General features: G+C 48.4%; 27 protein-coding genes and 4 pseudogenes. 12 read left to right on the forward strand and 19 right to left on the reverse strand.

Annotated elements, in window-relative coordinates; all coding sequences use genetic code 11:
• Positions 1-28: 28 nt before the first annotated feature.
• From KCG55_RS10600 to KCG55_RS09000, 4 genes and pseudogenes are all read left to right on the forward strand, one after another.
• Positions 29-230: pseudogene (locus KCG55_RS10600) on the forward strand (protein Exp2); the annotation flags it as partial.
• A 345-nt stretch (positions 231-575) separates the two neighbouring features.
• On the forward strand, positions 576-1019 hold the full coding sequence (locus KCG55_RS08990; RefSeq protein WP_254322814.1) for an META domain-containing protein: 444 nt from the start codon (positions 576-578) through the stop codon (positions 1017-1019).
• A 98-nt stretch (positions 1020-1117) separates the two neighbouring features.
• Positions 1118-1897 carry a ferredoxin--NADP reductase gene (locus KCG55_RS08995; RefSeq protein WP_254322815.1) on the forward strand — a complete coding sequence of 260 codons (780 nt, stop codon included), beginning with the start codon at positions 1118-1120 and terminating at the stop codon, positions 1895-1897.
• A 77-nt stretch (positions 1898-1974) separates the two neighbouring features.
• The gene (locus tag KCG55_RS09000; RefSeq protein WP_254322816.1) at positions 1975-2982 is read left to right on the forward strand and encodes an adenosine deaminase; all 1008 of its coding nucleotides are present in this window, start codon (positions 1975-1977) and stop codon (positions 2980-2982) included.
• Between the two features lie 54 nt (positions 2983-3036).
• On the opposite strand, the gene KCG55_RS09005 is transcribed toward KCG55_RS09000, so the two are convergent.
• Together KCG55_RS09005 and bioB are read right to left on the reverse strand one after the other, a co-directional pair.
• Positions 3037-3516 (reverse strand): DUF302 domain-containing protein, encoded by a 480-nt coding sequence (locus KCG55_RS09005; protein ID WP_254322817.1) that lies wholly within the window; start codon positions 3514-3516, stop codon positions 3037-3039.
• A 131-nt stretch (positions 3517-3647) separates the two neighbouring features.
• Positions 3648-4700: a biotin synthase BioB gene (gene bioB, locus KCG55_RS09010; protein ID WP_004519884.1), complete on the reverse strand. Its 1053-nt coding sequence runs from the start codon at positions 4698-4700 to the stop codon at positions 3648-3650.
• A 217-nt stretch (positions 4701-4917) separates the two neighbouring features.
• On the opposite strand from bioB, the gene miaA reads away from it, so the two are divergent.
• The 3 genes from miaA to hpnC are packed head-to-tail and all read left to right on the forward strand — an operon-like array spanning position 4918 to position 7454.
• Positions 4918-5859 carry a tRNA (adenosine(37)-N6)-dimethylallyltransferase MiaA gene (gene miaA / locus KCG55_RS09015; RefSeq protein WP_254322818.1) on the forward strand — a complete coding sequence of 314 codons (942 nt, stop codon included), beginning with the start codon at positions 4918-4920 and terminating at the stop codon, positions 5857-5859.
• Between the two features lie 3 nt (positions 5860-5862).
• Positions 5863-6585: a tRNA adenosine(34) deaminase TadA gene (gene tadA, locus KCG55_RS09020; RefSeq protein ID WP_254322819.1), complete on the forward strand. Its 723-nt coding sequence runs from the start codon at positions 5863-5865 to the stop codon at positions 6583-6585.
• Positions 6586-6638: 53 nt separating this feature from the next.
• Complete coding sequence (gene hpnC, locus KCG55_RS09025; protein WP_254322820.1) at positions 6639-7454, forward strand: squalene synthase HpnC; 816 nt, start codon at positions 6639-6641, stop codon at positions 7452-7454.
• 47 nt (positions 7455-7501) lie between these two features.
• On the opposite strand, the gene htpX is transcribed toward hpnC, so the two are convergent.
• The 8 genes and pseudogenes from htpX to surE form a co-directional block, all read right to left on the reverse strand.
• On the reverse strand, positions 7502-8341 hold the full coding sequence (gene htpX / locus KCG55_RS09030) for a protease HtpX (RefSeq protein ID WP_003685563.1): 840 nt from the start codon (positions 8339-8341) through the stop codon (positions 7502-7504).
• A 192-nt stretch (positions 8342-8533) separates the two neighbouring features.
• The gene (gene hemF, locus KCG55_RS09035; RefSeq protein ID WP_254322821.1) at positions 8534-9442 is read right to left on the reverse strand and encodes an oxygen-dependent coproporphyrinogen oxidase; all 909 of its coding nucleotides are present in this window, start codon (positions 9440-9442) and stop codon (positions 8534-8536) included.
• Positions 9443-9626: 184 nt separating this feature from the next.
• Positions 9627-10010 carry a hypothetical protein gene (locus KCG55_RS09040; RefSeq protein WP_254322038.1) on the reverse strand — a complete coding sequence of 128 codons (384 nt, stop codon included), beginning with the start codon at positions 10008-10010 and terminating at the stop codon, positions 9627-9629.
• Between the two features lie 4 nt (positions 10011-10014).
• Positions 10015-10110: pseudogene (locus KCG55_RS10655) on the reverse strand (deaminase domain-containing protein); the annotation flags it as partial.
• Positions 10111-10139: 29 nt separating this feature from the next.
• The gene (locus KCG55_RS09045; RefSeq protein ID WP_254322822.1) at positions 10140-10673 is read right to left on the reverse strand and encodes a C40 family peptidase; all 534 of its coding nucleotides are present in this window, start codon (positions 10671-10673) and stop codon (positions 10140-10142) included.
• A 43-nt stretch (positions 10674-10716) separates the two neighbouring features.
• A pseudogene (locus tag KCG55_RS09050) lies at positions 10717-12239 on the reverse strand (phospholipase D family protein).
• A 78-nt stretch (positions 12240-12317) separates the two neighbouring features.
• On the reverse strand, positions 12318-13229 hold the full coding sequence (locus tag KCG55_RS09055; protein ID WP_063075820.1) for a peptidoglycan DD-metalloendopeptidase family protein: 912 nt from the start codon (positions 13227-13229) through the stop codon (positions 12318-12320).
• Positions 13230-13322: 93 nt separating this feature from the next.
• Positions 13323-14077, reverse strand: a pseudogene (gene surE, locus KCG55_RS09060) (5'/3'-nucleotidase SurE).
• 98 nt (positions 14078-14175) lie between these two features.
• Here surE and KCG55_RS09065 point away from each other — a divergent pair.
• Complete coding sequence (locus KCG55_RS09065; protein ID WP_049329421.1) at positions 14176-14514, forward strand: hypothetical protein; 339 nt, start codon at positions 14176-14178, stop codon at positions 14512-14514.
• A 55-nt stretch (positions 14515-14569) separates the two neighbouring features.
• On the opposite strand, the gene KCG55_RS09070 is transcribed toward KCG55_RS09065, so the two are convergent.
• Positions 14570-14938: a rhodanese-like domain-containing protein gene (locus KCG55_RS09070; protein ID WP_254322823.1), complete on the reverse strand. Its 369-nt coding sequence runs from the start codon at positions 14936-14938 to the stop codon at positions 14570-14572.
• Between the two features lie 112 nt (positions 14939-15050).
• Positions 15051-15386 (reverse strand): carboxymuconolactone decarboxylase family protein, encoded by a 336-nt coding sequence (locus KCG55_RS09075; protein ID WP_003680742.1) that lies wholly within the window; start codon positions 15384-15386, stop codon positions 15051-15053.
• 128 nt (positions 15387-15514) lie between these two features.
• On the opposite strand from KCG55_RS09075, the gene KCG55_RS09080 reads away from it, so the two are divergent.
• The gene (locus KCG55_RS09080; protein ID WP_254323659.1) at positions 15515-16471 is read left to right on the forward strand and encodes a cupin domain-containing protein; all 957 of its coding nucleotides are present in this window, start codon (positions 15515-15517) and stop codon (positions 16469-16471) included.
• 101 nt (positions 16472-16572) lie between these two features.
• Here the strand turns inward: KCG55_RS09080 and typA are convergent, their stop codons facing one another.
• On the reverse strand, positions 16573-18384 hold the full coding sequence (gene typA / locus KCG55_RS09085) for a translational GTPase TypA (RefSeq protein ID WP_070461822.1): 1812 nt from the start codon (positions 18382-18384) through the stop codon (positions 16573-16575).
• Positions 18385-18803: 419 nt separating this feature from the next.
• On the opposite strand from typA, the gene bfr (KCG55_RS09090) reads away from it, so the two are divergent.
• Positions 18804-19268 carry a bacterioferritin gene (gene bfr, locus KCG55_RS09090; RefSeq protein ID WP_003680738.1) on the forward strand — a complete coding sequence of 155 codons (465 nt, stop codon included), beginning with the start codon at positions 18804-18806 and terminating at the stop codon, positions 19266-19268.
• 29 nt (positions 19269-19297) lie between these two features.
• A complete protein-coding gene (bfr, locus tag KCG55_RS09095; RefSeq protein ID WP_003680736.1) occupies positions 19298-19771 on the forward strand; it encodes a bacterioferritin in 474 nt (157 codons plus the stop codon).
• 121 nt (positions 19772-19892) lie between these two features.
• Here bfr (KCG55_RS09095) and KCG55_RS09100 read toward each other — a convergent pair whose 3' ends face one another.
• Entirely contained in the window at positions 19893-21008 is a 1116-nt protein-coding gene (locus KCG55_RS09100; RefSeq protein ID WP_254322824.1) for a methyltransferase, read from the reverse strand.
• A 226-nt stretch (positions 21009-21234) separates the two neighbouring features.
• Between KCG55_RS09100 and KCG55_RS09105 the strand changes: the two genes are divergently transcribed.
• Positions 21235-23028, forward strand: coding sequence for a 2-isopropylmalate synthase (locus KCG55_RS09105; protein ID WP_250590039.1), 1794 nt, complete (start codon positions 21235-21237; stop codon positions 23026-23028).
• Positions 23029-23110: 82 nt separating this feature from the next.
• On the opposite strand, the gene KCG55_RS09110 is transcribed toward KCG55_RS09105, so the two are convergent.
• The 5 genes from KCG55_RS09110 to KCG55_RS09130 form a co-directional block, all read right to left on the reverse strand.
• The gene (locus KCG55_RS09110) at positions 23111-23443 is read right to left on the reverse strand and encodes a hypothetical protein (RefSeq protein ID WP_254322825.1); all 333 of its coding nucleotides are present in this window, start codon (positions 23441-23443) and stop codon (positions 23111-23113) included.
• Between the two features lie 98 nt (positions 23444-23541).
• On the reverse strand, positions 23542-24027 hold the full coding sequence (gene purE / locus KCG55_RS09115; RefSeq protein WP_003686478.1) for a 5-(carboxyamino)imidazole ribonucleotide mutase: 486 nt from the start codon (positions 24025-24027) through the stop codon (positions 23542-23544).
• 79 nt (positions 24028-24106) lie between these two features.
• Positions 24107-24862, reverse strand: coding sequence for a tetratricopeptide repeat protein (locus KCG55_RS09120; RefSeq protein ID WP_254322826.1), 756 nt, complete (start codon positions 24860-24862; stop codon positions 24107-24109).
• Between the two features lie 14 nt (positions 24863-24876).
• Positions 24877-25545 (reverse strand): class I SAM-dependent methyltransferase, encoded by a 669-nt coding sequence (locus tag KCG55_RS09125; RefSeq protein ID WP_254322827.1) that lies wholly within the window; start codon positions 25543-25545, stop codon positions 24877-24879.
• Positions 25546-25557: 12 nt separating this feature from the next.
• Positions 25558-25743, reverse strand: coding sequence for a DUF3460 family protein (locus KCG55_RS09130; RefSeq protein WP_003680728.1), 186 nt, complete (start codon positions 25741-25743; stop codon positions 25558-25560).
• Positions 25744-25843: the final 100 nt, after the last annotated feature.

Here is a 25843-nt window from a genome sequence, read left to right on the forward strand (position 1 = left end):
AATGCTACCAATCATTATGGAGTGCAAATTGAAAACAAAATCTAAAAAACTTTTTAGGCTTGTTACCTTATTTGTAGCGGCATTCTCCATCTCTACGCCTACGGTAATGTACTTCAGTACAGGCGAAGCGACATTAAATCTTTTTGTTGAGGGTTTTTGGATAATTGGATTACTCCAATCACTCGTTTTTGTTACCATTGTAGACTATTACACCGAATCTAAACACGCAAGTAAGTATTTTTCTGCTGCAGTTAAAACAAACATGAGACAAACCAATGGCAAATGGCGGCCTGTTGATATGCCTATTGGTGGTTGGAATTCCAAGATTCAAGGTAATGATCCATTTGCGGAATTTCATGACGAATTTTTTGAAAAAGAAATGAGACAAAACGATCCATTTTACGCTCATGAAGTTGATAACATTTGGCATGGAACGCACTTAGACTCGAGTTCTGAGGAGTATTGGAAATAAAAAATGGTTAAATTATCTATGTCTCTAATACCTTACCAATTGAAAGACCGTCTGAAAGTGAATGGTTTTTCAGACGGCCTTTAGCAATAACCAAGGAATAGATATGAAAACATTATTCGGCGTGTTAATGAGTATGGTAGTTTTGGCAGCTTGTACATCTCCTTCAGTATCTCAGCCTGAACAAGCCTCTAAAGCTCAGGTGCAAACTCAACAAACGGTGCAACCGACTCTAGCCGCCAAATGGCGTGTTGTCGCTTTCAATAAATTCACCGAAAAAGATTTGGCCAGTACTGATGCCTATCTAGATTTGAGCGAGATGCCTAAGGCGTATGGCAAGATGGGGTGTAACGGTATGATGTTCCAAGCCAATACGATTGGTTCGGACAAAATTGATTTTGGCCATATTGCGGTAAGCATGATGCTGTGTGAAGACATGAAGCTGGAAGATGCGTTTTTACGTCGGCAAGGTATTTGGAACTATCGTTTTGATGGTAACGATTTGATTTTAGAACAAAAAGGCATCAGTATCCGTTTGCGCCATGAATAATCTTAAAGGCCGTCTGAAAATAAATATTTCAGACGGCCTTTTGAATCTTTATAATAAGCCCTATTTGAAACTGAGACCGAATATCAAGGAAACCTATTATGGCAGCTTCTCCAGAAGCCAAGTTTACCGAAGAAAAAATCTTGTGGATCAAACACCATACGCCTAAGCTGATGACTTTTGCCATTAGCCGTCCCGAGTCCTACCGTTTTTCGGCAGGGCAGTTTTCACGCCTTGGTTTCCGTGACGGCGAGGGCTTTATTTGGCGCGCGTATTCTGTCGTGTCTGCCGAATATGCCGATACGCTTGAGTATTTCGCGGTGTTAATCGAAGGCGGTCCGATGTCGGCGCGTTTTGCTGCGATGAAAGAGGGTGATACTATTTTGCTGGATAAAACGGCTACCGGTTTCCTCTTGCCCGAGCGTTTCCCTGACGGAAAAGATTTGGTCATGCTTTGCACGGGTTCCGGCATTGCGCCTTTCCTCTCCATTATTGAGCAGCCTGAAATCTGGAAGCGTTTCGACCGTTTGGTTTTGGCTCATTCCGTCTCTTATGCTGACGAGTTGATTTTCAACCAACGCCTTGCCGATTTGAAAGAGCATCCGCTGATTGAAGAATATTTCCATAAATTCACTTTTGTTCCGGTCACCACGCGTGAGGAAACGGAAGGCGCATTGAGCGGCAAACGGATTCCTGAATTGCTGAAGAATGGCGACTTGGAAGAAAAAGTCGGCTTCAAGTTCACCAAGGCCGATACACGCTTTATGGTCTGCGGTAATCCGGCAATGGTCAAAGACACTTTCCAAGCCCTGATGGATTTGGGCTACGCCATGCACCGCAACCGCATCCCCGGCGAAATCATGATGGAAAATGGTTTTTAACAGATAAATGGTCAAAGGCCGTCTGAAAGTTTCAGACGGCCTTCAATATTAAATATAAACCGAAAATCAGAGAAAATATGAATATCAAACAATTTATCCAAGCCCTGCCCAAAGCCGAGCTGCACGTCCATATCGAAGGGACGTTCGAGCCGGAGCTGATGTTTAAAATCGCCAAGCGCAACCACATAGCGATTCCTTATGAAAATGTCGATGCGGTGCGGCAGGCTTATGATTTTCACAATTTGCAGTCGTTTTTGGATATTTATTATGCCGGTGCCGGTGTCTTGTTGCACGAGGCAGATTTTTATGATTTGACCCTTGCGTATCTTGAGCGTTGCCGTGAAGACAATGTCGTGCATACGGAAATATTTTTCGATCCGCAAACTCATACTGCGCGGGGCGTGGCGTTTGAAACCGTAATTAATGGCATTGTCCGCGCCTGCCGTGAAGCCGGGCAGCAATGGGGCATAAGTACGTGTTTGATTATGTGTTTCCTGCGGCATTTGTCGGAAGAAAGCGCATTTGAAACCTTAAATCAGGCTTTGCCTTATAAAGAACACATCATCGGCGTAGGCTTGGATTCGAGCGAACTGGGGCATCCGCCGTCTAAGTTTGAGCGCGTGTTTGAGCAGGCGCGGGTGGAGGGTTTGTTGACGGTGGCTCATGCCGGAGAAGAAGGCCCGCCGGAATATGTTTACGAGTCTTTGGACTTGCTGCATGTCCGCCGTATTGATCATGGCGTACGTGCGGAAGAAGACGAGGCATTGATGGCGCGTTTGATTAAAGAGCAAATGCCGTTGACCGTTTGCCCGTTGAGCAATTTGAAATTGAAAGTATTTCAGGAGATGGCAAAACACAATTTGCGCCGTATGTTGCAACGCGGCGTGTTGGTAACCGTCAATTCCGATGATCCGGCGTATTTCGGCGGCTATATGAACCGCAATTTTGAAGCGCTTGCCGAGGCTTTAGATTTGAGTGCGGAAGAAATCAAAACCTTGTGCACCAATTCGTTCCGCGCTTCGTTTTTGAGCGAGGAGGAAAAGGAAGAGTGGATACGGAAGATTGAAGGTTTTGATGCTGAATAACGATAAAAGGCCGTCTGAAAAAGTTTTAGACGGCCTTTTATGTCGGCGACGGGCTTATTCGCCTACGGTTTTTTGTATCAGTTTTTCGGCGTTTGCCAAAGTGTTTGCCACTTCGTCAAAACCGATGCGGCTGCCGGCGATGAGGGCGCGCGTATCGGTATAGGCGGCGCGTACTTTGCCGTCCGTTTCGGTAACGAGGACGCGCAGGGGCAGTTGCAGGGCGAAGGCGGGGTCTTTGACCATCAGCGGCGTGCCGGCTTTGGGCGTGCCGAAGACGATGACTTTTGCCGGCTGCATCGTTAAGCCGTTTCGGCGGGCGGCTTCCTGATGGTCAATGACGGCAAAAATGTCCATTCCTTTGCTTTTTATGGCGGTTTCAAGGCGGCTGACGGTTTCGTCAAAGCTGTATTTTGAGGTGAGGGTATGCGTGGTCATAGTGGTTTCGTTTTGGGTGGACGGTTCGCCGGTAGGATGTGCCGAAGCGGTTGAAATGCAGAGTGCGGATGCGGCAATCAGGGGGAGTATGTGTTTCATCGTATTTCCTTATCGGTTTGTTTATCAGGCTTCGGACGGGGCGGCACGCGCCGCGCCTGATGTTGCGCCGCGTGCCGGAGTGCCGTATGCCGTCTGAAAGCCTGTCCTTTCAGACGGCATTATGATGGCGGTTAATAGTCGACTTTGATTTTGGGTGTTTCCTGAGCGGCTTTGTATTCTTCTTCCAATTCAAAGCGCAGCGGATACAAATTCAATTTCTCCATCAGCAGGCGGTCGCCGTCTTCGTCCGGATTGCCCGTAGTCAGCAGCTTGTCGCCGTAGAAAATCGAGTTTGCGCCAGCCATGAAACACATGGCCTGCATGGATTCCGGCATATTGCTGCGGCCTGCGGACAGACGGACGTAGCTGTGCGGCATAGTAATCCGTGCCACAGCGATGGTGCGGACAAATTCCGTCCAGTCCAAATCTTCGGCATCGGCCAGCGGCGTGCCTTCTACTTTAACCAACTGGTTGATCGGCACGCTTTCGGGCTGAGGGTCGAGGTTGGCAAGGCTGGCAATCAGGCCTGCGCGTTCGGCGCGGGTTTCGTTCATGCCGACGATGCCGCCGCAGCAGACTTTTAAACCGGCATTGCGGACTTTGCCCAAAGTATCCATGCGGTCTTCGTGTTTTCGCGTGTGAATGATGTCGTTGTAGCGTTCGGGGTCGGTGTCGAGGTTGTGGTTGTAGTAGTCCAAACCGGCTTTTTTGAAGTCTTCAGCCATGCCGTCTTCGAGCATGCCGAAGGTGCCGCACACTTCCATGCCCAAGCCTTTCACCGCGCTGATGATTTCGGAAACGACAGCCACGTCTTTGGGTTTGGGGCCGCGCCATGCCGCACCCATGCAGAAACGGCTGGCGCCGCGCGATTGGGCAATTTTGGCTTTTTCGACGATTTCGTCCACATCCATCATCTGCTCTTTGCCCAGATTGGTGTTGTGGTGTGCCGATTGCGGGCAGTAGGCGCAGTCTTCGGGGCAACCGCCGGTTTTGATGGAGAGCAGGGTGGAGAGTTGGATTTCGCGCGGGTTGAAGTTTTGGCGGTGGATTTCGGCGGCTTGGAAAACGAGGTCGAGGAAAGGCAGTCCAAACAAAGCCTCGACGTCGCATTTTTTCCAATAACGCGCAGTCGGATGCGGCTTGCGCTCGGTTTGACGGCGCAAGGCTACGGGAGATACGGTCATAGTGTGTTCTTTCGTGTTTACAGCGACGCAGTGTCGCTGACGGCTTGACTGCCGGCGCAATGACGGCAGCAGCAGGTTTGAAATCAATATAAAAGGCCGTCTGAAACGGCGCAGCAAGTGTAACGCTTTTGATAATGTAGAGCAAATGTTTCAGACGGCCTGAAATATGGTCTGCCCGGGTTTGCTATAATCGCATTTTTAATTTTTCCGTTTTCTTATGAACGCGCCCAAAGCCTTCGCCGTACTCGGCCCGACAGCCGGCGGTAAAACCGCACTGGCCTTAAATATTGCCCAATCGTTGCAGGTGGAAATCATCAGTTTGGATTCCGCACTGGTGTATCGCGGCATGGACATCGGTACGGCCAAGCCGACTGCCGAAGAGCTTGCCGCCGTACCGCATCATTTGATTGATATTATCTCGCCGCTGGAAAGTTACAGCGCGGCGGATTTTGTCGGCGACTGCGTGCGCTTGGTGAACGAAATACATGCACGCGGACGCTATCCGCTGATTGTCGGCGGCACGATGATGTATTTCCACGCGCTGACGGAAGGTTTGAACGATTTGCCCGGCGCGGATGCGGCGGTGCGCGCACAGCTTCAGGCGGAAAAGAATGAATACGGTCTGGCAGGCCTGTATCACCGTTTGCAGGAAGTTGACCCGATTACGGCAGGCCGTCTGAAAGCCAATGACAGCCAGCGCATTGAGCGCGCTTTGGAAGTCTATCTTCTGACCGGCAAGCCTTTGAGCGAACATTTCACGGAGCAGAAGCAGGCTGCGCCTTTATTGGATTTATGCACGGTTGCCCTTATCCCTGAAGACCGTCATTTGTTACACCAGCAAATCGAAAAACGCTTTTTAAGTATGCTGGAACACGGTTTTCTCGATGAAATGCACGCTTTACGCCGTGATTATCTGCAGCTGCATGCCGATATGCCGTCTATGCGCTGCGTGGGCTACCGTCAGGCTTGGGATTATCTCGAAGGCGAAACCGATTATGACACCTTTGTCGAAAAAGGCATTGTCGCCACACGCCAGCTTGCGAAACGCCAGTTGACCTGGTTGCGGAAAATTCCTTTGGCGCACACGCTAGACCCTTACGCAGACAGCGATTATGTTCAGACGGCCTTAGCCTTGGCGCGTCAGCATTTTCAGGAATAATCCATGCTGACCACGCCACCACTTGCGCCTAAGACGTTGGCTGCATTAAAAGAATTAGGTATTTACACACTGGAAGATTTGCAAAAAATCGGCGCAGTCCGCGCATTTCTATTGCTGAAAGCATCGGGTTTGACCGTAACCAAAAGCACCTTGTGGCAACTGGATGCGTTGGTTTCAGGTGTGGACGTCCGGCATATTTCCGAGGAGAGAAAGACGGAGCTGGGCGAAGCATTAAAAAACCATCCGCCTGTTGCCGTTTTCCCTTCGCAAAACGATATGGAAGCCTTTATGCGGCTGGCAATAGAACAGGCCAGACAATCGGCAGCATTGGGCGAAGTGCCCGTTGGCGCGGTCATCGTATATCAAGGCGAGGTAATCGCAGCAGCACACAATACCTGCATTGGCGACCACAATGTCAGCCACCACGCCGAAATCAACGCGCTTGCCACTGCAGGCAAAGCTTTACAAAACTATCGTTTGGAAGATTGCGATGTGTACATTACCTTAGAGCCTTGCTCCATGTGTGCATCTGCCTTAATACAGGCACGGGTCGGGCGCGTGATTTATGGTGCGGCCGAAGCTAAAACCGGTGCGGCAGGCAGCGTGGTCGATTTGTTTGCCGACAAACGTCTGAACAAGCATACCGCAATTTTAGGCGGCATATTGGCAGAAGAATGCCAAAGCGTATTGCAGGATTTCTTTGCGGCCAAACGTAAGGCCGTCTGAATTTCAGACGACCTGTCAGCAAAAACACTTTATTTTAAATTTTCGGATTTCCCATGTCAGTCAATCATTACGAAAACTTCCCAGTCGGCTCCATTGTGCTGCCGCGTCGTTTGCGCAAGCCGGTTCACGCTGTTTACGCTTTTGCACGGACGGCGGACGATATTGCCGACGAAGGTAATGCCGAAGCAGCCGAACGCCTGCGCCAACTGGACGAACTGAAGGCAGAGTTAGACCGTATTGCACAAGGCGGGAAACCGCAAACGGCTTTAATGCAGCGTTTGTACAACGAAGCGATTGAGCCGTTTCAATTACCGTTGCAGCCGTTTTACGATTTGCTGGCGGCATTCAGTCAGGATGTGGGCAAAACCCGTTATGAAAACTTTGGCGAATTGATTGCCTATTGCCGTTTGTCCGCCAATCCGGTGGGGCGCATTATGCTGCATTTGTACGGGCAAACCGATGAAGTGAGCATGGCGCAAAGCGACGGCATTTGTACTGCCTTACAGCTGATTAATTTCTGGCAGGATGTGGCGGTAGATTGGCAGAAAGGTCGCGTGTACATCCCTCAGGAAGATTTGCAGAAGTTCAAAGTCAGCGAAGAGCAGATTGCGGCCGGCAAAGCCGACTTTGCTTTTCAACGACTGATGGTGCACGAGTGCCAACGTGCTTTTCAAATGCTGAAGGCAGGCTCGCCGTTGGGCAAAACCCTCAAAGGACGAATCGGTTTTGAGCTGCGCATGATTATTGTCGGTGGCCAGTTGATTTTGCAGAAGCTGGACGGTTGCAAATATGACGTGTTTAACCAGCGGCCGCTGTTGGATAAGAAAGACTGGATGATTATCATCAAACGGGCTTTGATGAAGAAATAAAAAAGGCCGTCTGAAATGGATGTTTCAGACGGCCTTGATGTTTTCGATTAGCGGTTTTTCAAACGGTTGATGCGGTTGTCCAAAGAAGGATGGGTACTGAACCAAGAATCTTTGGCTTCGCTGGCAATGCCCATTGCGGTCATGGTTTGTGGCAGATCGCTGGTGCTGCCTTTTAAGCGTTGCAGGGCGGCAATCATTTTCGGCGCGCCCACCAGTTTTGCAGCGCCCGCATCGGCGCGGTATTCGCGTTGGCGGCTGAACCACATCACAATGATGCTGGCGAGGAAGCCGAATACGATCTGCAATACCATGCTGACCATGAAATATGTACCTTGCGAAGTGCTGCCGTCATTGTTGCGCGCCACCATGCTGGAAACGATACGCGCCAAGAAGACGACAAAAGTATTCACAATACCTTGAATCAGCGTCAGCGTTACCATATCGCCGTTGCCGACGTGCGCCATTTCATGCGCCAAAACGGCTTCGACTTCATCGCGGGTCATGTGGTCGAGCAGGCCGGTGCTGACGGCGACGAGCGAGCTGTTTTTGGTTGCGCCGGTTGCAAAGGCGTTAGGCTCGGGAGAGTCGTAAATGGCTACTTCTGGCGTTTTCAGATTCCATTGACGGGCTTGCGCTTCAACAGTTGCCAACAGCCAAGCTTCTTCTTCGCTTTGGGGCTGGTCAATGACGACGGCGCCGACCGAATGTTTGGCGATGGTTTTCGACATCAGCAGGGAGACAATCGAGCCGCTGAAGCCGACGACGGCGGAATAAGCCAACAGGCTGCCGACTTGGTCGGTACTGTTGATGCCCAAGATGGCCAAAATAACACGGATGACAACCAAAACTGCAATATTGGTCGCAATAAATAAGAAAATGCGTTTCACCGATTATTCCTTTTTAGTGTGGTTTGTGAGGTGATTTTTATATGGGCGCATTGTCTCAAAAACTCCATAGAGATGAAACAGCGCAATAGGCAAAGGTATGCAAATTCAAAGCAATTGAAGCAAAGGCCGTCTGAAAAAGCAGTATTTATGATTAAAAACAGCTTTTCAGACGGCCTGTATTGCAAACGGATATTATTTTCCGAATTCTTTCAACCAGTCTCGCGCTACCAAAAATTGATTTAATGCGGCTTCTGGAGAACCTTCTTCCGGCGCATATTGATACTCAAAGCGTACCAAAGGCGGCATGGACATCAAAATGCTTTCCGTACGGCCGCCGCTTTGCAGGCCGAACAGCGTGCCTCTGTCCCAAACCAAGTTAAACTCGACATAGCGTCCGCGACGGTAGAGTTGGAAATCTCGTTCACGTTCTCCATAAGGCGTGTTTTTGCGTTTGGCCACAATCGGCAGATACGCTGCGATATAGCCTTCCCCGACTGCCTTGATAAAGTTCAAGCAGGTATCGAAATCCCAACGGTTTAAATCATCAAAAAACAGACCGCCCACGCCGCGTGTTTCGTTACGGTGTTTTAAATAGAAATATTCGTCACACCATTGTTTGAATTCAGGATAAACCGATTTGCCAAATGGCGCGCATACGTCCCGCGCCACTGTGTGCCAATGCACGATATCTTCTTCAAAGGGATAAAACGGTGTCAAATCAAAGCCGCCGCCAAACCACCAAACCGGCTCGGCATTTTCAGGATAGGCAATAAAAAAGCGCACATTGGCATGGCTGGTCGGGACATAAGGATTTTTCGGATGAATGACCAGCGACACGCCCATGGCTTCAAACGCCGCGCCTGCCAATTCCGGACGATGGGCCGTAGCAGAAGCCGGCATTTTTGTTCCCTTTACATGCGAAAAATTCACACCGGCCTGCTCGAATACTGCACCGTTTTTCAATACACGGGTTTCGCCGATACCCAGCTTCCCAGTCCATGCTTCATGCACAAATTTGGCTTCGCCATCTTCTTGCTCCAGCGCGACGCAGATTTGGTTTTGCAGTGTTTTGAGGAGGGTTAGAACGGATTCTGTGTGCATGATATATCCTTGATGGTTTCGTATTTGTAAAATGACAGGGCGGAAGATGATTTAAGTTGTTGAAACTAATTGTTATTTTTCTGTTTCTTTATTATAGGTAAATTTTTGCATGGGCGTATCTTGCAATCAAGCGTTACTCATCGGCAATAGATTGAAAGGTATTACGGGGTTAAAAATACAGTTGCTACTCTTGCTGCATGATATTGGCAAGATTTAATTTAAATGTTTGTTGAATCTTGCTTACATCCTTAGCAAAAATATGATAGTCACTCGAAGAATAGATAGATTTTATTCTATCCAAATTAGTTTGTTGATAACATTTTTTCATTTCCGCGATGAAAAAATTATCTTTTCCTCTTTCATTGAGACAGTTATTTTCTAACAGATAGATTGCCCATGCTGTAAAAATAAATGTACTATCTTCCGGATATTCAGATAAATAAATTTCGAATTCAATTATAGAATATTCAGCTGCTTCAATTAATGTTATATCTAAATCTCTGACAAATTTTTCCGTTATATTTTTAAATAATTTCTTGAATTCTATATAATTTTTTATTTTTTCCATGATTCTATTTTCCTGTAAAAATATTTAATTGAATATTTGGATAGCGATTTCTAAACTCTAAAATAACATTGCTGCAAGATTGACAGGCCTTTAATGATGATATTGCGATACCTTTCAGACGGCCTTGATTTATTCAGTAAAAAAAGTATGTGCGCCCAAATAGTTTTTTGCGTAGAACGGAGTGGAAAGTTTTTCGGTTTTGATGGTTTTACCGCTGCTGGGGGCGTGGATAAATTCGCCGTTGCCGATGTAGAGGCCGACATGGGAATATTTGTGTGCGCCGCCGGTGTTGAAAAAGACAAGATCGCCGGCTTTTAATTTACCGTCGGGAATTTTTCGGCTGGCTGCGGCCATATCGCGTGCGGTGCGTGGCAGATTGACGTTGAGGGCGTTTTTATAGACGAATTGGATCATGCCGCTGCAGTCAAAGCCTGTGGCTGTGGTGCTGCCTCCCCATTTGTAGGGCGTACCGATCAGGCCTAGGCTGTGAAGCATCAATTCCTGCGAACCTTGGGTGTGGTCGATATGGGAAATGCGGACAGGTTGGATTGTTCTGGCGGTTGTTTGCGGCTTGTGGGATTTGTGTTTGCCGGTAGTGCCGCAGGAGGCCAACAATAGGCTGGTGGTACAAACAAATAGGGTTTTGCAGATGAGTCGAGACATGGTGAATTCCTCCAGCCGCATGATTTTTGTTTTCAGACGGCCTCTATAATAATCCTTCTATGGGCAGGATGGACAGGATTTTTGAAGTCATCCGTTTCCAGAATTTGGCTTCGGGTTCGTGTGCGTAAGTTCGTTTTTCGCTTGGGTCATACCAGTATAGTTTGTTGTAATTGCCAAGTGTTACCTGATAGGCGTAGCTTGGGGTAGTCGTTACGAGGGTGCGCTGCATTTGGCCTGCGATTTCGGGACTTTCGATGACGACACCCATTTCGGTATTGAGGCGTGCGGAGCGTGGGTCGAGGTTGAATGAGCCGATGAAAATGCGTTTCTCGTCCACGATGAATGTTTTGGCATGCAAGCTGGTGGCGGAGCTACCGGTTAAGCCGCGGTCTTTGGAGGTCGGAACGGCGTGGTTGGGCTGGAGCTCGTAAAGTTTGACCCCGGCTTTAAGCAAGGGCTTGCGGTATTTGACGTAGCCGGAATGGACGGCGGCAACGTCGGTCGCTTGGAGGGAGTTGGTCAGGACGGTAACGTCCACGCCGTTGTGAATCAGCTTTTCTATGGCCTTAACGCCTGATTTTGTGGGTACAAAATAAGGGTGACAAGATAAACGCTTTTTTCGGGTTGCTTGAGGGCATCTTGCAGGCGTTCGGAAATAGGCGGTTTGTGCCGGTCGCGGTCTAAGCCTTTGGCCGGGTCATCGCTGATCAGGCGTGTGCTGACGCTTTGCCACTCCATAAGGTTGCTCTGCATTTTTTGATAGAGGTTGGAGTGTTCGATGTTTTGACGGTAGCGGATGAGCGTTTGGTTTTTATCTTGGTCGGTGTAATTGAGCTCTGCCAACCCTTTTTGCAGGTTTCCCCGTTTGATGATGCTGGTCGCGTTGTAGGCGGAATGGCTTGCCCAGTAGCGGTCGAAGTCTTGGGATACTTCGGTTACGACGCGGCCTGTGGCGAGGATATCGAGGTCGGCAAAGATGGTATCGTCGTTAACCTTAAAATATTCGTCGCCGATATTGCGCCCGCCTAAAATGGTGGCACGGTTGTCGGCGGTAAAAGATTTGTTGTGCATTCTGCGGTTAAGTCGCGGAAAGTCGGCAACGTAGCCGAGTGCACGCCATTTTCTGAAAATAAAGGGATTAAACAGGCGGACTTCGATATTGGGATGATTGTCGAGTGCCAGCAGGAGATCATCCATGCCGTTGGTGTTGTTGTCGTCCAGAAGCAAACGCACACGGACGCCGCGTTCGGCCGCGCGATGAATCAGGTTGAACAGAAGCTTGCCGGATATGTCGTTGTGCCAGATATAGTATTGCAAATCGAGGGTATGGTCGGCGGATTCAATCAGGGCTGCACGGGCGACAAAGGCTTCATGGGCATCGTTCAGCAGATAGATATGGGAAACATCGGTCTTGGAGGACGTAGAAGGAATGCCTAATGCGCTGTCCAGCCGCGGGGTTGCAGGTATGTCAAGATAACTGCTTTGGGTGCGTTCGTCCAATGATGGCAAAAACGCGGCGCAACCGCCCAATAGCAGGGTATAAAGAAGGGGAAGATAAAATTTCATGGGAAACCGGTACAAACAATCCCTACCTAAATGACATTTAGGCAGGGATTGAATTGAAATTAGGTTGCTTGAATCAGCTTAGAAGGCAACATAATTTGCCGGATTGACCGGTTTGCCGTTTTGACGGATCTCAAAGTGCAACTGGGTACGAGATGCATCGGTATTACCCATGTGCGCAATGGTTTGACCTCGTTTAACGGTTTGGTTTTCATTAACCAGCAGGCGTTGGTTGTGGCCGTATGCGCTCAAGAATGAGGAGTTGTGTTGGATGATGACCAAGTTGCCGTAACCGCGCAAGCCTGAGCCTGCGTAAACGACTTTACCGTCTGCCGCTGCAACAACAGGCTGGCCTTGCGTACCGGCGATATCCACACCTTTGTTGCTGCCGCCGAAGTTGGCAATAACGTTACCGGTAGTCGGACGCTGCCATGTGATGCCGCTGACGTTGCGGCTGCTGCCGGTAGATACGGTTGGTGTATTGGCAGGAGTGCTTGGAGCCGGAGCAGTGGTTGTCGTTGTTGGAGTAGAAGGTTTGCTTGCAGAAGCTGCAGGTGCAACGTAGCCTTCAGGTTTCACGCGCAGGGTCTGACCAATGCTGATGGTGTTGTCGGCCAGGTTATTCCATGCACGCAGATTGTCTTGGGTAATGTTGTAGCGTTTGGAGATGTTGTAAACGGTATCACCACGAACAACAGTATGTGTCGCTGCATTAATATCAACAGGCGCATAAGAAGGCGTGTAAGTGCCGGTGCTGCCGCTGTTATACGTTGGAGCAGGTGTACTTGCCGGCGGAGTGTATGGAGCATCTGCCGCTGGGCTGGTGTTGGTATTGTAAGGCGCTGCACCGTAAGGATTGTCAGCGGTAGAGCTTGTTGTTGAACCACCGCTTTGTGTGCCGACGACTACAGGAGCCGGTTGTTGGCTGGCACAGGCTGCAAGTAATAAAACCAAAGCTGCCGATCCGGCATAAGATACACTTTTTTTCAACATGTTAATGACTTTCGTATTCGGGTAATTGTTCTCATCGGGGCATATCATAATAAAAATATGCTTGTTTCTCAAGTGTTCGGCTGTTAGGGACTGTTAAGGTGCAGGGATTTCTGACCAAAAGGAAGCGGTTTGTTCCATTTGTCCGTAGGCAGTCAAATCGACTTGTAGGGGGTAATCGTGATGAAGCCGGACGCGCATTCGCCAAAGTCGGTACCTTCTTCGCTGTCGGAAACATCGCCGACCGGCCCAATCCAATAAATTTGTTCGCCACGTGGATTATACATGGGAACAATGCTTTGTTCATGATGACGACGCCCGAGTCGTGTAATTTTTATGCCTTGGATATCCTCAGGTGCGACGGCTGGGATATTGATGTTCCATAAGATGGGTTCGGAAATAGGGCGTTTGAGAAAGTAGGAAAGCAGTATCCAAGCGGCTTTTTCCGCGGTTTCCCAATAACGGCCGCTGGAATCGGCAAGCGAGAAAGCAATGGCGGGTATGCCCATCAGGTAGGCTTCCGTCGCTGCGGCAACCGTACCGGAATAAAGCGTATCGTCGCCCATGTTTGCGCCGTTATTAATGCCGGACAAGACTAAGTCGGGTTTGAAGTCGGCAAGGGCATGCTGGCCGACATGAATGCAGTCGGTCGGGGTACCATTCACATAGTAAAACCCGTTTTCTGCCTGTTTCAGTTGTAAAGGACGGTCTAAAGTTAGGGAATTGCTGACACCGCTTCGATCGCGTTCGGGCGCAACCACCCTGACATTGGCAAATTCTGCGCACACTCTTGCCAAAACAGCCAAACCGGGCGCAAGATAACCATCGTCGTTTGAGATTAATATGTTCATGTGACAATATTGTGTCTATCGGTAAGATGGGCGGTATTGTACTGGTTTGCTTGAGCGATTGTCCATGAATCGGCAACGTTTGGGCGGAAAGGATAATAATGAAACATTATGAGTTAGACCCCAAAGCTTTATTGGGCGGCGTGATTGCTTCAGACGGCAATCAGGAGATTGTTCAGCTTTCACTGCAGAAGGATAATGAAATTCCGGCCTATGAGGCGGATGCGATTATTTTGCTTTTGGTTTTAAACGGCAAAGCCGAAATTAAAACGGTGGACGAAGTTTTGCAAACCGAAGGCTTGCAAGTTATTCGTCTTGAGCCGATGGAAGCGCACAGCATTCGTGCGTTGGCCGATAACACTAATATTTTGGTTATCAAACAATTGATTCATGAAACCGGTCTCAGCAAACGTTTGAGATTTGGAAGTTGCTGCCTGTAATGGCAAAAAAGGCCGTCTGAAAAGTTTCAGACGGCCTTTTTAAAATTAGCTAGATTTATTTCAAACCTTTTTTCACCAAGTCTTCATAACCGCCATAGTTGGTTACGTTGGTGTAGCCGGCTTTTTTCAGCTCAGTCAACGCGGCTTCTGCACGGCGACCGCTGCGGCAGTAGAGGTTTACCGGTGCGTTTTTATCCGGGCTCACGGATTTGATGCGGTCAACGATTTGGTCATGTGGAATATTGAGTGCACCTTGCAAATGGCCTTCTTGAAATTCTTCGGCAGAGCGGACATCAATCCAAACGCCTTTTGCTTTTGCAGGCTGTGCCGCGCTTTTTTCAACTTTAGGCATAGAGGCAGCGGAAGCAGCCAAAGGAGTGGCAACAGCGGCGGCAAAAAGTACGGCGGTCAGCAGTTTCTTCATGGTTCAATCTCCTATTAGACAGAAAACAATATGATAACTTTATCAGTTTAGCATTTCATCAGGCCGTCTGAAAGGGGAGTCGGCTTTCAGACGGCCTGATTTTATAAACCGATTAGCGTTGGGTTTCTACTGCTTCCAAAGCGCGTAAAGCGTATGTATAAGCGGCACCTGCATTCAGGGCGATAGCGGTGGCCAATGCGCCGGCGATTTCGCTTTCGGTTGCACCTGCTTTGGCTGCAGCGGCCGCATGCACGCTGATGCAGCTTTCGCAACGTGTGGTAATGGCAACGGCAATGGCGATCAGTTCGCGTGTTTTGGCATCCAATGCTTCGGCAGCGGCTGCTTGATCCAGTGCGCCGTAGGCTTGCAGCATTTTAGGATGGTTTTTACCCAGTTCGCCGAATGATTTTTTTACCAAGGCGGTATGTTCAGGCCAGTCTTTAAACATGATATGTCCTTTCTTAATGTGAGTGGATAAGATAAAAAATCCTATCCGTTTGTGTTTGGTGTGTGTATTATTGCAATAATTGGAAGATTTAAATCGTCAAAACATCTCATTTATTGGTAAAAAACACTATGGATATTTTGGATAGGCTGGTCGAATTGGCGCAGGTAAAAGGCAGCGTGGATGTTCAATGTCTGTTTCAGGGGGAATGGTATGTGCGGCATGAACCAAAGCGTGCGCATGGTTTGGTGCATATCGTCACTGCCGGTTCGGGTTATATCCGAATTGATGGGGAGCAAGAGGCTAGGCTGTTGAGTGCAGGGGATGTCATTTTTTTCCCGCGCAGCGTAGGGCATACTTTGAGCAGCGACAGCAGTTGTGAAAATCTCGGCGTCAACGTGCTGACGAGTGAAAAAGGTGCATTTAAAGTCAAGCAGAGTCATGCAGGAGGCGATGCGGCTTTACATCTTTTCTGCGCGCGGTTTGAATATGAAGCGCAGGCGGATATTATGGCGGGGCTGCCTGATACGATTTTACTGAATATCCACCATCCTTCTTTGCAGTATTTGGTGGCATTGTTGCAATATGAGAGCGGTCAGGCTTTGTCCGGCTCGGTAGCGGTTGTGAATGCATTGGCTTCGGTGTTACTGGTATTTCTGCTTAGAGCCAGCCTGGAGAAAAATGGGAAAGCGCAATTAAGCGGTTTGCTGAATGGTTGGCAGGACAAACGCCTGCGGAATTTGCTTCAGGCAGTAGTGGATAAGCCGGAAGAGGAATGGAATATCGAGAAAATGACCGCGATTGCCAATTTGTCTCGCGCCCAGTTGATGCGGGTATTTAAGCAGCAGACGGGAACAAGCCCGCATGCCTTTGTAAACAGTATCCGTTTGCAACAGGGGGCATTATTGTTGAAACAGACGGCGGATTCGGTTTTATCAGTTGCGCTCTCGGTGGGTTTTCAATCGGAAACGCATTTTGGCAAGGCATTTAAAAAGCAATATGGGATATCGCCGGGGCAATATCGTAAGAATGATCGCGCTGATGAAGCTGCAGTACAAGCGGAAGAAATGCCGATTTACTTTATTTGAACAGATGATAAAAGGCCGTCTGAAAGTGTAGAAATGAAATCTAGGATTTCTAAAACACTTTTCAGACGGCCTTAGTTTTAAAACGTATCAATCAAACAGAATTAATCCAGTTTTTTGAAATGACGGCGACGTTCCAATTCGCTCAGGTAGCGTTTACGCAGGCGGATGGATTGTGGCGTAATTTCAACCAGTTCGTCATCGTCGATGAACTCAACTGCACCTTCCAAAGTCAATTTGATCGGCGTAGTCAGGCGCACGGCTTCATCTGTACCGCTGGCACGGACGTTGGTCAGTTTTTTACCTTTCAGAGGGTTTACCACCAAGTCGTTGTCGCGACTGTGAATACCGATAATCATACCTTCGTAGACTTTGTCGTTTGGAGAAACGAACATACGGCCGCGGTCTTCCAAGTTCCACAGGGCGTAAGCAACGGCTTCACCTTGCTCTTGAGAAACCAGTACGCCGTTGTGACGGCCGGGCATATCAGGTTTAACCGGTGCGTAGTCGTCAAAAACGTGGCTCATCAAGCCGGTACCGCGGGTCAAGGTCAGGAACTCGCCTTGGAAACCGATCAGGCCGCGTGCAGGAATGTGGTACTCCAGACGGGTACGGCCATTGCCGTCGCTTTCCATATTGGTCAATTCGCCACGGCGACGGCCAAGCTCTTCCATAACGGCGCCTTGGTTGTCATCAGGTACGTCCACAGTCAGGTTTTCGTAAGGCTCGCATTTTTGACCGTTAATTTCACGGAATACCACGCGCGGTTTACCGACTGCCAATTCAAAGCCTTCGCGGCGCATGTTTTCCAACAAAATGGTCAGGTGCAATTCGCCGCGGCCGGAAACGCGGAATACATCAGCGTCGGCGGTATCTTCAACACGCAGGGCAACGTTGGTCAGCAATTCTTTTTGCAGGCGGTCGCGGATTTGGCGGGAAGTCACGAATTTGCCTTCAGTACCGGCCAAAGGAGAAGTGTTAACCATAAAGTCCATGGTCAGGGTCGGCTCATCTACGCTCAACATAGGCAAGCCTTTAGGATTGTCTTTGTCGGTAATGGTTACGCCGATACCGATGTCTTCGATACCGGAAATAATCACGATGTCGCCGGCTTCAGCTTCTTCCAAAGGTACGCGTTCCAAGCCTTGGAAACCCAATAGTTGGTTGATACGGCCCTGGGCAACTTGTTCTTCATGGTTCATAACGGCAACGACTTGGCCGGGTTTGATGCGGCCGTTCAGGATGCGGCCGATACCGAGGCGGCCGGTATAGTTGTCGTAGTCCAGTTGGGAAATTTGCAGTTGCAGCGTTTCGTCCGCGCTGCCGCTTGGTGCAGGCGTGTGTTTCAAAATGGTCTCGAACAGAGGACGCATATCGCTGCTCTCGTCGTTTTCATCCAGTTTGGCAAAGCCGGACAGGCCGGAAGCATAGACGATAGGGAAGTCCAATTGTTCGTCAGTTGCGCCCAAGTTGTCGAACAATTCGAATGTTTGGTCGATAACCCAGCTTGGACGGGCAGACGGTTTGTCGATTTTGTTGATAACAACGATAGGTTTCAGACCCAAAGCCAAGGCTTTTTTGGTCACGAAACGGGTTTGCGGCATAGGGCCTTCTTGTGCGTCAACCAACAGTACGACGCAGTCAACCATGCCCAATACACGTTCCACTTCGCCACCAAAATCGGCGTGTCCCGGGGTATCTACGATGTTGATGTGGTAGCCTTCGTATTCGATGGCGGTATTTTTAGCAAGAATGGTAATGCCGCGCTCTTTTTCAAGATCGTTGCTGTCCATTACGCGCTCTTCTACTTGCTGGTTGGAACGGAATGTGCCGGACTGACGCAGCAATTGGTCAACTAATGTGGTTTTGCCATGGTCGACGTGGGCGATGATGGCAATATTGCGGATTTGTTTCATGATGATTTATGTGTTTCAGCTAGGTGCTTAAAAAAAAGATAACTGGTAATTATAGCACGATTCCTAAGTATTGACCGAGTAGAAGATTCAAAAAAATGAGGCAAAAGCAGTTGAGAATAATTCATAATTAAATTTGATTGATTTTGTTGGATTATTTGCTTTTATTTATGGTTAACGAATGTAAATGTTTTTGAATAATGCAATGGATTCTTAATACTAATGTCAAAAAAATGTTATTAAAAACAGGGGATTAGTTTTTCAGACGGCCTTTTAGACGGGTTAAATTTTTTGATAATTGTTTGTATTTTAAATAGAAAATTTGTCAAAAGTGCTACTTATGCATACAATTACCTCATTCCATAACAACACACGAATCTTCATTTCGTGATCATCAACTTTTAAAAGAAAGAGAAAGAATTATGCAAGGCAACCAAGCAGTTATTGATTACATGAACGAATTATTGTCTGGCGAGTTGGCTGCTCGCGACCAATATTTTATCCACTCTCGCCTGTACTCCGAATGGGGCTACACCAAACTGTTCGAACGTCTGAACCACGAGATGGAAGAAGAAACCACTCACGCCGAAGACTTCATCCGTCGTATCCTGATGTTGGGCGGTACGCCTAAAATGACTCGTGCCGAACTGAACATCGGTACTGACGTAATCTCTTGTCTGAAAGCAGACTTGAACACTGAATACGAAGTACGCGATGCGTTGAAAAAAGGCATCAAATTGTGCGAAGAAGCTCAAGACTATGTTACCCGCGATTTGATGGTTGCCCAACTGAAAGACACTGAAGAAGATCACGCTCACTGGTTGGAACAACAACTGCGTCTGATCGAATTGGTCGGCGAAGGCAACTACTACCAAAGCCAACTGTAATCTAGCGTATAACATATAAGGAGCTGAATATGAAAGGCGATCGCTTAGTTATTCGCGAGCTGAACAAAAACTTAGGTTTGTTGCTGATTACCATTAACCAATACTTCCTGCATGCCCGCATTTTGAAAAACTGGGGCTTTGAAGAATTGGGCGAACATTTCTTCAAACAGTCCATCCGTGAAATGAAATCCGCAGACGATTTGATCGAGCGTATTTTATTCTTGGAAGGCCTGCCTAATCTGCAAGAATTGGGTAAACTGCTGATCGGTGAATCTACCGAAGAGATCATTGCCTGCGATCTGAAAAAAGAGTATGAAAAACATGATGCTCTGGTTGCAGCCATCGCTCTTGCAGAAGAGCAACAAGACTACGTCAGCCGTGATTTGTTGGAAAAACAAAAAGACATCAACGAAGAACATATCGACTGGCTTGAAACTCAGCAGGAATTGATTGGCAAAGTTGGTTTGCCAAACTACCTGCAAACAGCGGCGCAAGAGGACTAAAACACAAACCACTGCCAAATATAGCAGTCCCTGCTCCCATTGACGGCATATCTTTACGGATATGCCGTTTTCTTTTGTGGAAATGCTTAAAGGCCGTCTGAATGTTCAGACGGCCTTGATTTTATATCGCTTTCAAACGGTATAGATAAGTGGTTTCCTTGTTTCTGGCAAACGCCAAAGGATCGGATTCATCTATTGCTTTTTTGTGTTGCGGTTTGGTTTTCAAAATATCGACTACATTGAGTGAGGCCGTCTGAAAGTATTGGTTTAGAAAGTCTTTGTCGCGCAAATGTAAGTGTTCTGCCAAGTCGGAAATAATCAACCAGGCTTCGCCGTTTGGATTTAAGTGCTGGCGTACGCCGTTGAGGAACGCGGTCAGCATGGCATGATTGGGATCGTAAAGGGCAGTCTCAATAGCGGAGGTCGGTTTTGCCGGCAGCCAAGGCGGATTGCAGACGATAAGGTCGGCGCAAGTTTCGGGAAATAAATCAATCGATTGAATACTGACAGCTTTATCCAAGCCTAGGCGTTCGAGGTTTGCTGTGGCGCAGGCTATTGCTTTTGGGTTGGTGTCTGTGGCAATGATGTCGGGTATGCCTCGCTTGGCCAAAATTGCGGCAATAACACCTGAGCCGGTGCCGATGTCAAAGGCCGTCTGAATATTGGGAGCGAGTGGCGCTTGGGCGATTAAATCCAAATATTCGCCACGCAGTGGAGAGAATACGCCGAAAGGAACATGGATTTTTCCATCTAGCTGCGGAATGTCTATACCTTTTTTGTGCCATTCGTGTGCACCTATAAAGCCTAGCAGTTGATTTAGCGGCAAAAGAAATGGCTTGTCGTTAGGTGTGTCGTAAACATCGCGAAGGGCGGCGTAGATATCGGGTGCACGCGCATTGTCCAGTTGAAAATTCGGTTGGATTTCAACGGCAAGCATATTGAGCAAACGGCTTTGCTGCGCCTGTTTCATACGGTGGGCGTGAAAGGCCGTCTGAATATTGGCAGGTGCGTCTTTCTTTTTTTCAGACGGCCTGCGGATACGTTTTTTCATTGCAGATAAGACTTGCTTGGCATTGTGAAAATCGCCAGTCCAAACGGTTGCAGTTTGCGCGTGGGCATTTTTTAAGATTTCTGCTGCACCTGCTTCTTGTATGTAAACCGCCTGTTTAGGCGGTTTTTGTGTGCTTTCGGTGCGCCATTCGATGTCGGAACGGTTGGTAGGGATGGTGTGGGGCATAATGTGTTTCAAATCGGGGAAATAGGGGATTAGTTTACTATATTTAGGATGGGTTCGGTTTGAGAGGAGCTTTTAATAGTCTAAATTAGACAAAATGTATAAAAATTTCTCAGGTTTTAAAATTTATACCAATATTTTGATAAAAATAGATTGTCGTTTTGTCTAAAATGAGTATAATGCACAACCAGAACACAATAATCTTAATCAGATTTGGACAAGGAATATCATGCAATTAGACATTGACCGTTTGGTTGCCTATTTTGGCGGCGTAAACGCGCTGGCCGAAGCCCTGAAACAGCACGACCCGGAAAATGCTGCAACCACAGCGGCTATCTACAAATGGCGTACACGCGGTTCCCTGCCTTTGGCTCAGTTGCAAAAACTGACCGCTTTGGCGGAAGCGCAAGGCAGACCGCTTGATTTGAATGCTTTTTTACAAAAAAACGAATCTCTGGAGAGAACAGAAATGACACAAACCAATCGTGTAATTATTTTTGACACTACCATGCGCGACGGCGAGCAGTCGCCTGGTGCATCCATGACCAAAGAGGAGAAAATCCGCATTGCCCGCCAGTTGGAAAAGATGGGTGTCGATGTGATTGAGGCAGGTTTTGCAGCAGCCAGTCCGGGCGATTTCGAGTCGGTCAATGCGATTGCCAAAATCATCACCAAATCCACGGTCTGTTCGTTGGCGCGTGCCGTTGAAAACGATGTGCGCAAAGCGGGCGAAGCCGTTTCTCCCGCTCCGAAAAAACGCATCCATACCTTCATCGCCACCAGCCCCATCCACATGGAGCACAAACTAAAAATGAAGCCGCAGCAGGTCATCGATGCGGCGGTCAAAGCGGTAAAAATCGCCAAAGAATACACCGACGATGTGGAATTTTCCGCCGAAGACGCCGTGCGTTCGGATTTGGACTTCCTCGCCAAAATCTTTACGGCGGTTATCGAAGCGGGCGCGACCACCATCAATATTCCCGATACCGTCGGCTACTCCATCCCTTCCGTGTGGTACGAGCGTATCAGCAACATCATCAAAAGCGTTCCCAATGGCGACAAAGTAGTTTGGTCGACCCACTGCCATAATGACTTGGGTATGGCGGTTGCTAACTCATTAGCTGCTGTTCAGGCAGGTGTGCGTCAGGTGGAATGTACCATCAACGGTTTGGGAGAACGCGCAGGCAATGCCAGCCTTGAAGAAATCGTGATGGCGTTGAAAGTGCGTCATGATTTGTTTGGCTTGGAAACCGGCATCGATACCACGCAAATCGTGCCGGTTTCCAAACTGGTGTCTACTATCACCGGCTATCCGATTCAGCCAAACAAAGCAGTAGTCGGCGCAAACGCCTTTGCGCACGAATCAGGCATCCACCAAGACGGCGTGTTGAAACACCCTGAAACCTATGAAATCATGACTGCCGAATCAGTCGGCTGGTCAACCAACCGCCTGACTTTGGGCAAATTGTCCGGCCGTAATGCTTTCAAAACCAAGCTGGCAGATTTGGGCATCGAGTTGGAAAGCGAAGAGGCATTGAATGCGGCATTTGCACGCTTTAAAGAGCTGGCGGATAAGAAACGCGAAATCTTTGATGAAGACTTGCACGCATTAGTGTCTGATGAAATGGGCAGCCTGAATGCTGAAAGCTACAAATTCATCTCTCAAAAAATCAGCACCGAAACCGGCGAAGAGCCTCGTGCCAATATCGTGTTCAGTATTCGCGGCGAAGAAAAACACGCTACCGCTACCGGCTCCGGCCCTGTTGACGCGATCTTTAAAGCCATTGAAAGCGTGGCTCAAAGTGGCGCGACCTTGCAAATTTACTCTGTCAACGCGGTGACGCAAGGTACCGAAAGCCAAGGCGAAACTTCTGTCCGCCTACAACGTGGCGATCGTGTGGTCAACGGTCAAGGCGCTGATACCGACGTGTTGGTGGCGACTGCCAAGGCTTATCTGTCTGCACTGAGCAAATTGGAATTCGGTCAAGCCAAGCCAAAAGCACAAGGCAGTGGCATGATTTAATTTATTGAAGAGATAAAGGCCGTCTGGAATCGTAGTGATACGTTTCAGACGGCCCTTTTTATTTGGTTAAAAAATAGTTTGTTTATTGAAGTTTAAGCAACCGGTCTTGTTCGACAGACAATACGCCGTTTACTTTTTTGAAATAGGCAATGGCATCTTCAATATTAGTCTTGGAAGACGGACGGATAGCAATGCCGTACAGGTTTTTGTATTCGTAAACCAAAGTTGCACCGGAGGTTTTCACTGCTTTTAGCAATGGCGCAGAACCGGTTTGCGTATCATAGAAGATAATCAGATTGCCGGTAGTATCTTGGGTTTGTTGCTGAGATGGGGTGGCAGTTGATTGAGCTGGAGTGCTTGGGCTTTGGCAGGCACAAAGCAGGGTGGTGAGTAGGACGAATACTAGGGTTTTCATGGTATTAGTTTAATTTGATAAAAGAAAAAAAGGCCGTCTGAATAATCGTAAAACGAAATCAAAGTTTCCATTTACAACTTTCAGACGGCCTTAGTTCCTTATGCTTCGGGCAATTCCATGGCTAGAACAGTTTGTTCTTGTTTGGCACGGAAGGCCGCCAGTTTTTCAGCCAACTCAGGATTTTCGTTGGCCAAAAGTGAAATGGCAAACAGCGCTGCATTGGCCGCACCGGCTTCGCCAATGGCAAATGTGGCAACAGGAACACCTTTAGGCATTTGCACAATCGAAAGCAGGGAGTCCTCGCCACGCAGATATTTGCTGGGAACGGGAACGCCCAAGACGGGAACCGTGGTTTTGGCGGCAACCATGCCCGGCAAATGCGCTGCGCCGCCTGCGCCCGCGATGATGGCTTTGATGCCGCGTTCGCGGGCGGTTTCGGCGTATTCAAACATCAAATCAGGCGTACGGTGTGCAGAGACGACACGCGCTTCGTATTCAACGCCGAATTCTTTGAGAAATTGTGCTGCCTGCTGCATCACCGGCCAATCGCTGTTGCTGCCCATAATAATGCCGACTTGGATCATGAGGAGTTCCTTTTGCTTGAATGGATTAAGGGTAAAAAATATTCAGACGGCCTTGGGGATGACAAGGCCGTCTGAACGTTTATCTTTGTTTGAGACTGATGGAAGCGCGTTTTGCCGCCTCGCTGTTGGGGAAGCTTTGTATCAGTTTGCGCCATGTGCTGCGGGCGATGTCTTTTTGTTGCAGCTTGTATTGGCACTGGCCGATGCTGTACATGGCATCAGGAGCTTGTGGGCTGTTGCGGAATCGGTTGGCGTAGCGGTTGCCGATTTCGATAACAGATTCGCAGTTGCCCAGACGTTGTTGGCTTTGCAGGAGCAGGTACATATTGCGGCGGGCAATTTCGCTGCCGTTGCCGCCGTCAGCTTCTTTTAGAATGGCCACTGCGGCGGAATAGTTGTTACGCTGATAGTATTTTTGCGCCTGATTATAAAGGCGCAGTTCGTTTTGCGAAGCTGAGTCTGTTTCAGACGGCACGCTGCCACCATTGGCCAAATAATTCATTTTCAGCTTGCGGTCGTCCAATCGCTGGGCTTTGGGGTTGGAAGCCGAAGTAGTCGGACGCTTGATATTTCGTTGTTGTTCCAATGTGTGCAAGCGTTGATTTAATTTTTCAACCGTGCGTTCCAGTCGGGCAATTTGTATACCTAAGTGGTCAATCTGGGTTTGTGCGTCCAAACGCGGATAGGGAATACTTTTTTCATGCAAAGGCTCACGCGGAATATCCGGCAGGACAAAGTTGGGATTGTCGGCAGGTTGAGGAGGATGGGAAACGGCGCACGATGCGGCTAATAGAGTAAGCGGCAAAAGAAACAGGGAATGTGATAATGTTTTCATCGGATTGTGTCGTTTTATTTTTTTAGTAGCAATGTCAAACCGTCGCCGACAGGCAGGGTAATGGGAATAATGCGTGTATCGTGCGGCAGATTTTGGTTGAAATGGCGCAGGATGTTCAAGCTGGGCGGATCATTTTCTGCAGCTTCATTCATAACACGTCCTCCTAACAAGATATTGTCGATGGCAATTACGCCGCCGCTCCGTACCAGTTGCAAACAGCGTTCAAAATATTGCGGCGTAGGCGGTTTGTCGGCATCGATAAGTGCCAAGTCGTAGCTTTCTGATTCTCCTTTCGCAATCAAATCGTCCAAAGTCAGCAAAGCCGGTTGCAGATGAAGCGAGATTTTATGCGCTACGCCTGCTGCCTGCCATGTTTCGCGGGCAATATCGGTAAAGGTTACATTGATGTCGCAAGCCGTGATTTTGCCGTCTTCGGGGAGGGCAAGCGCCATGGCGGTGCTGCTGTAACCGGTAAAGACGCCAACTTCCAAATATTTTTTAGCATTTAATAATTTGGCCAGCCACACCAACATGGCTGCCTGCTCTTGGGCGATAGCCATCTTTCCCAGACGATGTGATTGGGTACGCTCGCGCAATGCGGTCAAAACGGGATGTTCGGATTGACCGATGCTGTTGAGGTAATGTTGTAATGCCGGATCGGTATTGTGCGTGTTGGTCGTCATGCCGATGCGGGATTAGTCTTGATAGTAGGTGTAAGGTTTTTTGTTGACTTTGGCCGCTTCAAATTCGGCCTGCTCTGTCGGATTGAGGGTAACATCCCACAGCAAATGGCGGTTTTCGAGGCGTTGCGCTTCCATTTCGGGATTGTCTTCCATGAGTTTGTCGAGAAATTGGGTAGCTTCGGATTTGTAGTGGTACATGATGTTCTGCCTGAATCGTTGTCAGACCGTCATTATAGCCGATATTTTTTGCCAATACGCTAATTAATCGAACTTCCATAAGGTATAATGGCACGTCTTT

The sequence above is a fragment of the Neisseria subflava genome (genome assembly GCF_024205745.1).
GTDB lineage: Bacteria > Pseudomonadota > Gammaproteobacteria > Burkholderiales > Neisseriaceae > Neisseria > Neisseria flavescens_B.

Coding starts and splice junctions, on each gene's coding strand:
- KCG55_RS08990 (WP_254322814.1), top strand. CDS start 576: ATGAAAACATTATTCGGCGTGTTAATGAGTATGGTAGTTTTGGCAGCT.
- KCG55_RS08995 (WP_254322815.1), top strand. CDS start 1,118: ATGGCAGCTTCTCCAGAAGCCAAGTTTACCGAAGAAAAAATCTTGTGG.
- KCG55_RS09000 (WP_254322816.1), top strand. CDS start 1,975: ATGAATATCAAACAATTTATCCAAGCCCTGCCCAAAGCCGAGCTGCAC.
- KCG55_RS09005 (WP_254322817.1), bottom strand. CDS start 3,516: ATGAAACACATACTCCCCCTGATTGCCGCATCCGCACTCTGCATTTCA.
- bioB (WP_004519884.1), bottom strand. CDS start 4,700: ATGACCGTATCTCCCGTAGCCTTGCGCCGTCAAACCGAGCGCAAGCCG.
- miaA (WP_254322818.1), top strand. CDS start 4,918: ATGAACGCGCCCAAAGCCTTCGCCGTACTCGGCCCGACAGCCGGCGGT.
- tadA (WP_254322819.1), top strand. CDS start 5,863: ATGCTGACCACGCCACCACTTGCGCCTAAGACGTTGGCTGCATTAAAA.
- hpnC (WP_254322820.1), top strand. CDS start 6,639: ATGTCAGTCAATCATTACGAAAACTTCCCAGTCGGCTCCATTGTGCTG.
- hemF (WP_254322821.1), bottom strand. CDS start 9,442: ATGCACACAGAATCCGTTCTAACCCTCCTCAAAACACTGCAAAACCAA.
- KCG55_RS09040 (WP_254322038.1), bottom strand. CDS start 10,010: ATGGAAAAAATAAAAAATTATATAGAATTCAAGAAATTATTTAAAAAT.
- KCG55_RS09045 (WP_254322822.1), bottom strand. CDS start 10,673: ATGTCTCGACTCATCTGCAAAACCCTATTTGTTTGTACCACCAGCCTA.
- KCG55_RS09055 (WP_063075820.1), bottom strand. CDS start 13,229: ATGTTGAAAAAAAGTGTATCTTATGCCGGATCGGCAGCTTTGGTTTTA.
- KCG55_RS09065 (WP_049329421.1), top strand. CDS start 14,176: ATGAAACATTATGAGTTAGACCCCAAAGCTTTATTGGGCGGCGTGATT.
- KCG55_RS09070 (WP_254322823.1), bottom strand. CDS start 14,938: ATGAAGAAACTGCTGACCGCCGTACTTTTTGCCGCCGCTGTTGCCACT.
- KCG55_RS09075 (WP_003680742.1), bottom strand. CDS start 15,386: ATGTTTAAAGACTGGCCTGAACATACCGCCTTGGTAAAAAAATCATTC.
- KCG55_RS09080 (WP_254323659.1), top strand. CDS start 15,515: ATGGATATTTTGGATAGGCTGGTCGAATTGGCGCAGGTAAAAGGCAGC.
- typA (WP_070461822.1), bottom strand. CDS start 18,384: ATGAAACAAATCCGCAATATTGCCATCATCGCCCACGTCGACCATGGC.
- bfr (WP_003680738.1), top strand. CDS start 18,804: ATGCAAGGCAACCAAGCAGTTATTGATTACATGAACGAATTATTGTCT.
- bfr (WP_003680736.1), top strand. CDS start 19,298: ATGAAAGGCGATCGCTTAGTTATTCGCGAGCTGAACAAAAACTTAGGT.
- KCG55_RS09100 (WP_254322824.1), bottom strand. CDS start 21,008: ATGCCCCACACCATCCCTACCAACCGTTCCGACATCGAATGGCGCACC.
- KCG55_RS09105 (WP_250590039.1), top strand. CDS start 21,235: ATGCAATTAGACATTGACCGTTTGGTTGCCTATTTTGGCGGCGTAAAC.
- KCG55_RS09110 (WP_254322825.1), bottom strand. CDS start 23,443: ATGAAAACCCTAGTATTCGTCCTACTCACCACCCTGCTTTGTGCCTGC.
- purE (WP_003686478.1), bottom strand. CDS start 24,027: ATGATCCAAGTCGGCATTATTATGGGCAGCAACAGCGATTGGCCGGTG.
- KCG55_RS09120 (WP_254322826.1), bottom strand. CDS start 24,862: ATGAAAACATTATCACATTCCCTGTTTCTTTTGCCGCTTACTCTATTA.
- KCG55_RS09125 (WP_254322827.1), bottom strand. CDS start 25,545: ATGACGACCAACACGCACAATACCGATCCGGCATTACAACATTACCTC.
- KCG55_RS09130 (WP_003680728.1), bottom strand. CDS start 25,743: ATGTACCACTACAAATCCGAAGCTACCCAATTTCTCGACAAACTCATG.